The following is a 9,532-nucleotide window of genomic DNA, read 5'->3' on the forward strand; positions in this document are numbered from 1 at the left end:
TTGAATTATAGTTCATCTCCGAAGAGCGGCTGACTGGCCGGCCCTCGTGCGGATTTCGCGGGTCTGGAGGCGGTCTCGTCGGGTGCGGAAAGACCGAAGTGCTCCCACCCGGCACGTGTTGCCATTCTGCCCCGCGGCGTGCGCACGATGAGCCCGATGCGCACGAGGAATGGTTCGACAACAGATTCGATGGTCTCGGATTCTTCTCCAACGGAGACGGCAAGCGTGTTGAGGCCGACAGGCCCGCCGGCGAATCGGGTGAGCAGAATATTCATCACCGCGCGGTCGAGCCGGTCGAGGCCGAGCTCGTCGACATCGTAGAGTTCGAGCGCGTTTCGAACCACCTCGCGGGTCGCCGCTCCCCCATGAACCAGTGCGTAGTCGCGTACGCGACGTAACAGGCGGTTCGCGATGCGGGGTGTGCCGCGCGAACGGCCCGCGATCTCGATGAGAGCGGACTCCTCGATCTGCAGCTCGAGCATCACCGCAGCGCGACGCAGTACGTGCACGAGTTCGGCGGGGTCGTAGAACTCGAGGTGGGCTGTGAATCCGAACCGGTCGCGAAGCGGGTTCGGCAGCAGGCCGGAGCGGGTGGTCGCGCCCACCAGGGTGAACGGTGCCAGGTCGAGGGGAATGGATGTCGCGCCTGCCCCCTTGCCGACCATGATGTCGATCCGGAAATCCTCCATGGCGAGGTACAGCAGCTCTTCAGCTGAACGAGCCATGCGGTGGATCTCATCGACGAAGAGCACTTCGCCGGGCACGAGCGACGAGAGCACTGCCGCGAGGTCACCGGCATGCTGGATCGCCGGGCCGCTGGACAGGCGCAACGGCCTTCCGCTCTCATGGGCGACGATCATGGCGAGGGTGGTCTTGCCAAGCCCAGGCGGGCCGGCGAGCAGAATGTGGTCGGGCGTGCGGTTCTGGATGGTCGCAGCATCCAGCAGCAGTTGAAGCTGCCCGCGCACCCGTTGTTGGCCGACGAACTCCGCCAGGCTCTTGGGTCGGAGGGCACCCTCGAACGCGATCTCTGCCTCGGAGCCCATCATCTCGGGCTGCAGGAGTTCATCGGCCGCGTCTCTGTCGAACGGGCTCATCGAGGGCCCACCGAGCTCTGTCGTGGGCCGAGCTCTGTGAGTGAGCGCCGGAGGAGCGTCTGCATGCTGTTCTTCTCCTCGTCGTTCGAATCCGCGACCACTCGGTCGAGTGCCTCAGACGCGCTGCGTTCGTTCCAGCCGAGCCCGACCAGCGCGACGAGTACGTCATCGTGCACGCTCGACGCGGGAACGAAGGTGGGCCTGCCCGGCTGGCTCACGGTGAATGCAGCGACTTTGCCGGTGAGCGACACCACGATGAGTTTCGCCGTCTTGGGGCCGATGCCGGTGACCTTGCGAAAGACAGTGTCGTCGTCGGCGCTGACGGCCCGGGCGATCTCGGTCGGTGTCAGGGCGGCGAGCACCCCCATCGCCGATTTCGGGCCGACGCCGGTGACGGCGACGAGAAGCGAGAAGATCTCTAGCGATTCGGAGTCGGCGAATCCGAAGAGCGAGAGCGAATCCTCCCGCACGATGAGATTGGTGAGCACTCTCGCTTCGTCGCCAAGCCGCAGCGAAAGTGCGTGGGCGGGCGTCAGTTGCACCGAGAACCCGACGCCGCCCACCTCGATCACGGCGCCAGTGCCGAACGTGCTGAGGACGGTGCCGCGGAGACTGGAGATCACGAAACCACCCTACGCTGAGCGGTGGACTTTCGAACACCTGTTCGCCCGGCGCGCCGCAGTGTGGATGCGCAGGGTGGATGCCTGGGGTTGCGGCGTCAGCGTCGCAGGCCGCGGCGTTCGGGGCTGGCGGCCTTGGCCGCCTGCTCTGCTGCCAGCCAGGCGGCCTGGGCGCTGGTCGGCCGGGTGGTCGGTCGTTCCCGGGACGCCGCACCGCCGTGAAGGTCGGTCATGGCGGTCGCGGTGAGCGCGCCAAGCGGGGAACGCCATGCATGGCAGATCGCGAGTGCGAGCGCGTCTGCCGCATCGGCCGGCTTGGGAATCTCGTCAAGCCGGAGGATCTTTGCGACCATGCTGCCGACCTGCTTCTTGTCGGCCTGACCATAGCCGGTCACCGCTGCCTTGACCTCCGTCGGTGTGTGCATTCCGATCGGCAGCAGCCGTTTGACCGCCGCGAGCATCGCGATGCCGCTGACCTGGGCCGTGCCCATGACCGTGCTGACGTTCGTGTCGGCGAAGACGCGCTCGAGAGCAACGCGCTCGGGGCGGTACTCGTCGAGGAGGCTCTCGATACCGTCGCTGATGGTCAGCAGTCGATTCTCGTGCTTCTCCCCCGCAGGTGTGCGGATGACGGTCACGTGCACGAGGGTGGCAAGCCGGTTCTGGGACACGTCGACGATACCCACACCGCAACGGGTGAGTCCCGGGTCGATCCCTAAAACGCGCACGGCGCAAACCTACCCCGGTCTCGCTCGCCGCACGTGCTGCCGCGCCCGGTGAGGCTCCTGCGCCGTGTTGAGGCCGGTGTACCGAGCACAACGCGGCGCGCGCGACTCACGTGGAACAGGTCCGACGCGAGTCTGCAGCTAGTCCTCTTCGAGCTCGGCCTGCACCTCGGGGCTCAGGTCGAAGTTGCTGTAGATGTTCTGCACGTCGTCGTTGTCTTCGAGGGCGTCGATCAGCCTGAACACCTTGCGGGCGGTCTCGGCATCGATCTCGACCTTGAGGCCCGGCACGAATTCGATGTCGGCGGAGTCGTAGTCGATCCCCGCCTCCTGGAGTGCCGTGCGGTTCGCGACGAGGTCAGACGCCTCGGTGAGGATCTCGAACACGTCGCCGTGGTCGGTGACCTCTTCGGCCCCGGAGTCCATGACAGCCATCATCACGTCGTCTTCGGTGAGGTTCGGCGTGTGCTCGACCTTGATGACGCCCTTGCGATGGAAGTTGTAGGCGACACTGCCCGGGTCGCCCATCGTGCCGCCGTTTCGGGACACGATCGCCCGCACATCTGCCGCAGCACGGTTCTTGTTGTCGGTGAGGCACTCGATCAGCATGGCCACGCCGTGGGCCGCGTAGCCCTCGTAGATGATCGTCTGGTACTCAACCGCGTCGGCACCCACACCGGCACCGCGTTTCACCGCGCGGTCGATGAGGTCTTTCGGAACCGAGGTCTTCTTCGCCTTCTGGATGGCGTCGACGAGTGTCGGGTTGCCCGAGAGGTCTGCGCCGCCCAGCTTCGCGGCGACTTCGATGTTCTTGATGAGCTTGGCGAACGACTTGGCACGACGGGCGTCAGTGACGGCCTTCTGGTGCTTCGTTGTGGCCCACTTGGAATGTCCGGACATTGGTGATCTCCTTGAAAAATACTCCGCCCAGTCTAGGTGCAGCGACATGAGCGTGTCGCATGCCGAGATACCGGTGGAGCGTGAAGCTGACTGAGCGAGACTAGCTGGCTGCGAAGTCGGTTGCCAGTACCCGGTCGTAGAAGCGGCGGTGGAACCGGTGGTCGTCGGTCATCTCGGGGTGGAACGAGGTTCCGAGGAGGTTCCCTTGTTCGACAGCGATGACCCGGCCATCGGCCAGGGCGCCGAGAATGGATGCCCGTTCCCCCACAGTCTCGACGACCGGCGCCCTGATGAACACGGCGTGCACGGGTGGCTCGCCCAGCTCCGCTATGTCGATGTCGACCTCGAAGGACTCCTTCTGGCCGCCGAAGGCATTGCGCCGCACAGCGATGTCGAGCCCGCCGAGGCTCTGCTGGCCCGTGATTCCGTCGAGCACCGTGTCGGCGAGCATGATGAGGCCCGCACACGTACCGTAGACAGGGAGCCCCGCAGCGATGGCAGCTTTCAGTGGTTCAGCGAGGCCGAACATCCGGGAGAGCTTGTCGATGACGCTCGACTCGCCTCCTGGGATGACCAGGCCCGAGACTCGCGCGAGTTCATCTGGCCGCCTGACGGTGATGACGTCGGCACCGAACGATCGGAGTACCACGGCGTGCTCGCGGAAGTCGCCCTGCAGGGCGAGGACTCCGACTGTCGGGCCTGTGTTCGTCGGGCCCGAAGTCGAAGGGCCGGCACTCGAGACTGCCGAACTACCAGCCACGTTCGGAGAGGCGGTGGGGGGCGGCGAGGTCGGAGACGTTGATGCCGACCATGGCCTCACCGAGACCGCGCGAGGCTTCGGCGATGACCTGGGGGTCGTCGTAGAACGTCGTCGCCTTCACGATCGCGGCGGCGCGCTTGACGGGGTCGCCCGACTTGAACACTCCAGAACCGACGAAGACACCGTCGGCGCCGAGCTGCATCATCATTGCCGCGTCGGCAGGGGTCGCGACTCCACCGGCTGTGAAGAGCACGACGGGCAGCTTGCCGGTCTCGGCGATCTCGGCGACGAGTTCGTAGGGCGCCTGGAGCTCTTTTGCGGCGACGTAGAGTTCGTCGGGAGCGAGTGAACTCAGCGCGCGGATCTCGCCCAGGATCTTGCGGATGTGCTTGGTGGCCTCTGACACGTCACCGGTGCCGGCCTCGCCCTTCGACCGGATCATGGCCGCGCCCTCATTGATGCGGCGAAGTGCTTCGCCGAGGTTGGTGGCACCACAGACGAAGGGAATGGTGAAGTTCCACTTGTCGATGTGGTTGACGTAGTCGGCGGGGCTCAGCACTTCGGACTCGTCGATGTAGTCCACGTCGAGCGCCTGCAGGACCTGTGCCTCGACGAAGTGGCCGATGCGGGCTTTCGCCATGACGGGGATCGACACGGCAGCCCGGATCCCGTCGATGAGGTCGGGGTCGCTCATGCGCGCCACGCCACCCTGCGACCGGATGTCGGCGGGCACCCGCTCGAGCGCCATGACGGCCACCGCGCCCGCGTCTTCGGCGATGCGTGCCTGGTCGGCGTTCACGACGTCCATGATCACACCGCCCTTGAGCATTTCTGCAAGGCCGCGCTTGACGCGATTGGAGCCGACGGAGGAGGTGAGGGAGCTGTCAGTCATAGTGGTGTCCATTCTACCGATTGGCCTGGGCGCCGTTACGCACGAGTGGCGTGCAGCATGCCACAGCCAGACCAGTTGATCGCGATTGGCTGCCGTGGTGCCGCGTTCAGCCAGCCGTGGGCCACGCAGCGGCGATGGATGCCCGAACCTCACCCAGGAGCTGTGGCAACGCCTTCGTCTTGGCGATGATCGGGAAGAAGTTCGCGTCGTTGGCCCAGCGGGGCACGATGTGCTGGTGGAGATGGTCGGCTATGCCCGCGCCGGCAACCCGGCCCTGGTTCATACCGATGTTGTACCCATCGTTGCGCGAGACCTCAGAGAGCACCCGCATCGAAGTCTGGGTGAGGGAGGCGATCTCCGCCACCTCGGCATCGCTCGCCTGGTCGTACATCGCGACGTGGCGGTAGGGGCAGACCAGCAGGTGCCCGCTGTTGTAGGGGAACAGGTTCAGCAGCACATACGCGTGCTCACCCCGCGCGACGATGAGTGCTTCTTCGTCGCTGAGCGTGGGTGCGATGCAGAACGGGCACTCGTGCTTCTCGGGCTGAGTACCGTTCGTGATGTAGACCATGCGGTGAGGTGTCCAGAGCCGCTGGAACTCGTCGGGCACTCCGGCCAGATGGCCGGAGGCGGTGATCTCGACCCCCGCGAACTCGTCGTCACCGGTGAACCGGTCGCTGGCATCTGTCGGCGTCATCGTCAGATCTGGCCCTGCGTGGTGACCTGGGTCTTGTTGGCGATCGACGCCACGATCTTGTCGACGGCGTCGGCGACGGGCACGTTGTTCTCCTGAGTGCCGTCGCGAAAACGGAAGCTCACGGTGCCGCCTGCCCGGTCATCCTCGCCCACGATCAGAAGGAAGGGAACCTTCTCTTTCGTGTGAGTGCGGATCTTCTTCTGCATGCGGTCGTCGCTGGCGTCGAGTTCGGCACGCACGCCCTTGGCCTTCAGCTGCGCGATCACCTCGCCGAGATACTCCTCGTACTGCTCGGCGACAGGGATGCCCACCACCTGGACGGGCGAGAGCCACACGGGGAACGCGCCGGCGTAGTGCTCGGTGAGCACAGCGAAGAACCGTTCGATCGAGCCGAAGAGCGCACGGTGGATCATGATCGGTCGCTTGCGGGTGCCGTCTGAGGCTGTGTACTCCAGCTCGAAGCGTTCCGGCTGGTTGAAATCGAGCTGGATGGTCGACATCTGCCAGGTTCGGCCGATCGCGTCTCTCGCCTGCACCGAGATCTTGGGGCCGTAGAAGGCCGCTCCCCCGGGGTCGGGCACCAGCTGCAGTCCGGATTCCTCGGCGACCTCGCGCAGGGTCTCCGTCGCGGCATCCCAGAGCTCGTCGGCTCCGATGAACTTCGGGTTGGTCGCATCTCTGGTCGAGAGCTCGAGGTAGAAGTCGTCGAGCCCGCAGTCCTTCAGAAGATCGAGCACGAACTTCAGCGTGCTGGTGAGCTCGGGCTTCACCTGTTCCTGGGTCGTATAGATGTGCGCGTCGTCCTGTGTCATGCCGCGAACCCGGGTGAGGCCCTGCAGGGTGCCACTCTTCTCATAACGGTAGACCGAACCGAATTCGAACATGCGGAGCGGCAGCTCACGGTAGCTCCGGCCACGCGCACGGAAGATCAGGTTGTGATACGGGCAGTTCATGGGCTTCAGGTAGTAGTCCTGGCCCTGCCGGGTGACGTTGCCCTCTTCGTCGCGCTCCTCGTCGAGGTGCATGGGCGGGAACATGCCGTCGGCGTACCACTGCAGGTGCCCACTGGTCATGAACAGGTTCGCCTTGGTGATGTGCGGGGTGTTCACGAAGTCGTAGCCAGCCGCGATGTGGCGCTGGCGTGAGTAGTTCTCGAGCTCCTGGCGGATGATGCCGCCCTTGGGGTGGAACACCGCAAGCCCGGAACCGATCTCCTCCGGGAAGGAGAACAGGTCGAGTTCGGCCCCGATGCGACGGTGGTCGCGCTTGGCGGCCTCCTCCTGCCGGGCCTGATAGGCACGGAGTTCGTCTTTGGTGGGCCACGCGGTGCCGTAGATGCGCTGCAGCTGGGGGTTCTTCTCCGAGCCGCGCCAGTACGCCGCCGCCAGGCGGGTGAGCGCGAAACCGTTGCCGATCATCCGGGTGTTCGGAAGGTGCGGACCCCGGCAGAGGTCGCTCCACACGGTCTCACCGGTCTTCGGGTCGACGTTGTCGTAGATGGTGAGTTCGGCGCCCCCGACCTCGACCGATTCGTCTTCGGCGGCAGACCCACCTTTGATGCCGATGAGTTCGAGCTTGTACGGTTCGTGGGCCAGTTCGAGGCGGGCTTCGTCTTCGGTCACGACCCGGCGCATGAAGCGCTGTCCCTGCCGGATGATGCGATCCATCGCCTTTTCGAGCGTCTTCAGGTCGTCGGGGGTGAACGCGGTGGTGACGTCGAAGTCGTAGTAGAAACCGTCGGTGATGGGCGGGCCGATGCCGAGTTTCGCCTCGGGATTGATCGACTGCACAGCCTGTGCCATCACGTGGGTCGCCGAGTGGCGGAGGATGTTCAGGCCGTCTGGGGAGTCGAGGTGAATGGCCTCGACGTAGTCACCGGCGGCAGCCGTTGCGGCAAGGTCGCGCAGCTCACCATTGACCTTCATGGCGACGATCGTTCGATCACTGAACAGTTCGAATCCGGTGCTTGCATTGTCGACCTGGATGATGTCACTCACGTGCCGTGTGCTCCCTGCGGGTTGTGTTGCTTGTCTGTCAACTTTAGCGGTGCCTTCTGACGGGCCGGTTCGCCCGCGGCCGGGGCGAGCAGTGACGGCGCGACCGGCCCCGGCAGTGACGGCGCGACCGGCCCCAGCAGCTAGAGTCGGTCGACATGGGACCCGCTTTCAGCCTGCCGCCGCTTCGCGAGCCCGTGCGTGTGATCGGGGCACGGACCTTCGACTTCTCCCGCCAGATCGCCGTGATGGCAATCATCAACCGCACCCCCGACTCGTTCTTCGACGAGGGCGCGACCTTCGCTCTCGATCGTGCCGTCGAGGCCGCGGTGCGTGCCGCCGGCGACGGGGCCGACTGGGTCGACATCGGTGGAGTCCCGTTCGCGCCGGGGCCCGAGCTCTCCGCGAGAGACGAACTCGAACGGGTCATCCCGGTGATCGAAGGGCTCGTTGCGGAGTCCGACGTCGTGGTCTCGGTCGACACCTTCCGCCCCGAGGTGGCCGAAGCGGCGATCGCCGCCGGTGCAGGTGTGATCAACGACACCACGGGCATCCATGACCCCCGGCTCGCCGACGTGGTCGCCAGCAGTGACGCGACGCTGGTCATCACCCACAGCCGCGCGGCGCCGCGGCAGAAGTACCCGCGACCGCAGTACGACGATATCGCGGCCGAGATTGCGTCATTCCTGCAGTCGCGCGTCGACTTCGCCGTGTCGCGTGGCATTCCCGAGAACCGGATCATCGTCGACCCCGGGCACGACCTCAATAAGAACACGGTCCAGACCCTCGAGTTGACCCGCAGGCTCGGTGAGATCACGGCGCTGGGCCTGCCGACGCTTGCCGCCGTCTCGAACAAGGACTTCATCGGTGAATCGCTGGGGCGCGAGAAACCGGAGCGCCTCCCGGGCTCCCTCGCCGCGGCAACGGTGAGCGTCATGCTCGGAGCACGGATCGTGCGGATGCACAACGTTCGCGAGTCGGTCGATGCGATGCGTATGGTCGAGGCGATCATGGGCTGGCGGGAACCCGTCTATGCCATTCACAATCTGTAGAGGACGGGAATCTGTCGTGCGTGAGCCGGCCAGCGAGGGAGCACACCATGCCGACAGTGAGTGAACTGGATGCCCTGACCGACGCCCAACTGATCGCACTGTATGCGCCCGCCAACCGCTCAGAGCGGCTCGTGCGGGCCAATTTCATCTCGTCGATCGACGGGTCGGCCACTCTCGGCGGGCTTTCCGGAGAGCTCGGCGGCCCGGGCGACAAACGCGTCTTCGACCTGCTGCGCCAGTTGTGTGACGTGGTGGTGGTCGGGGCGGGCACCGTGCGCGCGGAGGGGTACGGTGCGATGCGGCTCGAACCCCGTGCCGCGCTGTGGCGTGCGCAGAACGGTCTCCCCGAGCATCCGGCCTTCGCGATCGTCAGCCGCGGGCTCGAACTCGACCTCGACAGTGATGTCTTCACGAAGGCGCCCCGACGGCCGCTGGTGCTCACGACTGCGTCGGCTGACACAACCCGGCGCACGGCACTGGAGCACGTCGCCGACGTCGTCGCCTGCGGTGAGAAGTCTGTCGAACCGCAGCGCCTGGTCGCTGAACTGCTCGGGCGGGGGCTGACGCAGATCCACTGCGAAGGCGGCCCGAGCCTGCTGGGCGATCTCATCGCCGCGGACGAACTCGATGAGCTGTGCCTGACCCTGAGCCCGGTGTTGGAGGGGGGTGCAGGGCCGCGGATCTCGCACGCCCCGCAGCCGTCGGTGCCGCGCTCGCTCACGCTCGAGCACCTGCTGCTCGCCGACAGCATGATGTTCACGAAATACTCACGCACGCGCTGAGTGAGGGGCGGCG

General features: G+C 65.7%; 10 protein-coding genes. 2 read left to right on the forward strand and 8 right to left on the reverse strand.

Going from position 1 to position 9,532, the window contains the following annotated elements; translation table 11 throughout:
- Positions 1-5: 5 nt before the first annotated feature.
- From ruvB to thrS, 8 genes are all read right to left on the reverse strand, one after another.
- Entirely contained in the window at positions 6-1,097 is a 1,092-nt protein-coding gene (gene ruvB / locus KPL76_RS11595; RefSeq protein WP_216333644.1) for a Holliday junction branch migration DNA helicase RuvB, read from the reverse strand.
- Positions 1,094-1,720, reverse strand: a complete 627-nt coding sequence (ruvA, locus tag KPL76_RS11600) for a Holliday junction branch migration protein RuvA (protein ID WP_216333653.1) — start codon at positions 1,718-1,720, stop codon at positions 1,094-1,096. Before ruvA ends, ruvB begins: the two co-directional genes overlap by 4 nt.
- A 95-nt stretch (positions 1,721-1,815) precedes the next feature.
- Positions 1,816-2,445, reverse strand: coding sequence for a crossover junction endodeoxyribonuclease RuvC (gene ruvC, locus KPL76_RS11605; protein WP_216333655.1), 630 nt, complete (start codon positions 2,443-2,445; stop codon positions 1,816-1,818).
- 138 nt (positions 2,446-2,583) lie between these two features.
- Complete coding sequence (locus KPL76_RS11610; RefSeq protein WP_216333657.1) at positions 2,584-3,342, reverse strand: YebC/PmpR family DNA-binding transcriptional regulator; 759 nt, start codon at positions 3,340-3,342, stop codon at positions 2,584-2,586.
- A gap of 100 nt (positions 3,343-3,442) precedes the next feature.
- Positions 3,443-4,102, reverse strand: a complete 660-nt coding sequence (pdxT, locus tag KPL76_RS11615) for a pyridoxal 5'-phosphate synthase glutaminase subunit PdxT (RefSeq protein ID WP_216333659.1) — start codon at positions 4,100-4,102, stop codon at positions 3,443-3,445.
- Positions 4,092-4,994: a pyridoxal 5'-phosphate synthase lyase subunit PdxS gene (pdxS, locus tag KPL76_RS11620; RefSeq protein WP_216333668.1), complete on the reverse strand. Its 903-nt coding sequence runs from the start codon at positions 4,992-4,994 to the stop codon at positions 4,092-4,094. Before pdxS ends, pdxT begins: the two co-directional genes overlap by 11 nt.
- 106 nt (positions 4,995-5,100) lie before the next feature.
- Positions 5,101-5,691, reverse strand: coding sequence for an HIT domain-containing protein (locus tag KPL76_RS11625; RefSeq protein WP_216333670.1), 591 nt, complete (start codon positions 5,689-5,691; stop codon positions 5,101-5,103).
- A 2-nt stretch (positions 5,692-5,693) separates the two neighbouring features.
- Positions 5,694-7,616 carry a threonine--tRNA ligase gene (gene thrS, locus KPL76_RS11630; protein WP_216336425.1) on the reverse strand — a complete coding sequence of 641 codons (1,923 nt, stop codon included), beginning with the start codon at positions 7,614-7,616 and terminating at the stop codon, positions 5,694-5,696.
- 227 nt (positions 7,617-7,843) lie between these two features.
- Between thrS and folP the strand changes: the two genes are divergently transcribed.
- Positions 7,844-8,737: a dihydropteroate synthase gene (folP, locus tag KPL76_RS11635; protein WP_216333672.1), complete on the forward strand. Its 894-nt coding sequence runs from the start codon at positions 7,844-7,846 to the stop codon at positions 8,735-8,737.
- 47 nt (positions 8,738-8,784) lie between these two features.
- Entirely contained in the window at positions 8,785-9,519 is a 735-nt protein-coding gene (locus KPL76_RS11640) for a pyrimidine reductase family protein (RefSeq protein ID WP_216333674.1), read from the forward strand.
- The last annotated feature ends 13 nt before the right edge of the window (positions 9,520-9,532 follow it).

The organism is Subtercola sp. PAMC28395, from assembly GCF_018889995.1.
Lineage (GTDB): Bacteria > Actinomycetota > Actinomycetes > Actinomycetales > Microbacteriaceae > Subtercola.

Bases quoted from the DNA above. Each gene is read 5' to 3' on its own strand.
- KPL76_RS11625 (WP_216333670.1), bottom strand. From the start codon at position 5,691: ATGACGCCGACAGATGCCAGCGACCGGTTCACCGGTGACGACGAGTTC.
- pdxS (WP_216333668.1), bottom strand. From the start codon at position 4,994: ATGACTGACAGCTCCCTCACCTCCTCCGTCGGCTCCAATCGCGTCAAG.
- ruvB (WP_216333644.1), bottom strand. From the start codon at position 1,097: ATGAGCCCGTTCGACAGAGACGCGGCCGATGAACTCCTGCAGCCCGAG.
- folP (WP_216333672.1), top strand. From the start codon at position 7,844: ATGGGACCCGCTTTCAGCCTGCCGCCGCTTCGCGAGCCCGTGCGTGTG.
- KPL76_RS11640 (WP_216333674.1), top strand. From the start codon at position 8,785: ATGCCGACAGTGAGTGAACTGGATGCCCTGACCGACGCCCAACTGATC.
- KPL76_RS11610 (WP_216333657.1), bottom strand. From the start codon at position 3,342: ATGTCCGGACATTCCAAGTGGGCCACAACGAAGCACCAGAAGGCCGTC.
- thrS (WP_216336425.1), bottom strand. From the start codon at position 7,616: ATGAAGGTCAATGGTGAGCTGCGCGACCTTGCCGCAACGGCTGCCGCC.